This window comes from Areca yellow leaf disease phytoplasma (genome assembly GCF_041920595.1).
Genome location: NZ_CP169277.1, coordinates 182,576 through 183,235, shown reverse-complemented (window position 1 = coordinate 183,235; position 660 = coordinate 182,576). Strand labels below are relative to the sequence as shown.

Here is a 660-nt window from a genome sequence, read left to right as displayed (position 1 = left end):
TACGTATTGCTATCTGACGGTAGAAAAAGAGCAGCATCACCTGGTTTTGTGTTTGATTTCCTTCAGCAGATGTGTGGAATAACTCTGAACGGTTTTACCTAAGTATTTTGCCTTCTGCGTTCTTTATTGATCACACTTTGATAATTGCCTGCAGTGACATTTTGACTTTGCTCATGTTTTCATCTAAAAATCTTTCATAATGACCCAAATCAAGATCGGTTTCAGCGCCATCATCAGTGACAAAGACCTCACCGTGTTGATAAGGGCTAATTGTTCCAGGATCAATATTAATATATGATTCAGTTTTTGGAATACTTACTTTAAGACCTCTATTTTTAAAAAATTTGTCCAATAGAAGCAGCAGTGATGCCTTTTCCTAGGCTTGAAACGACTCCTCCAGTAATAAAAATAAATTTGGTTTTTAAATCTTATTATTCAAGTTTTTTGTACTTCCGCTTTCTTTATGATTGGCTTGTGTGGTGCAATTGGAGTTTTGATTTGATTTTGGTTGGGGTGTAATGGGTTCAGAGAAGGATTGCAGGCGATTGGATGGGGCTTTGTAGGAGTTATTTTTTACCAATAACAGTTAAAATAGGGATTTGGGTTTCATATCTTTTTGGGTGTGTTCTAAAATACGAGGATCAAATGAAAGCAATACGC

1 pseudogene is annotated in these 660 nt (G+C 36.1%); it reads right to left on the bottom strand.

Annotated features, from left to right (window positions below):
- Window positions 1-79: 79 nt before the first annotated feature.
- A pseudogene (gene pyrG / locus ACEW7V_RS00970) lies at window positions 80-410 on the bottom strand (CTP synthetase); the annotation flags it as partial.
- Window positions 411-660: the final 250 nt, after the last annotated feature.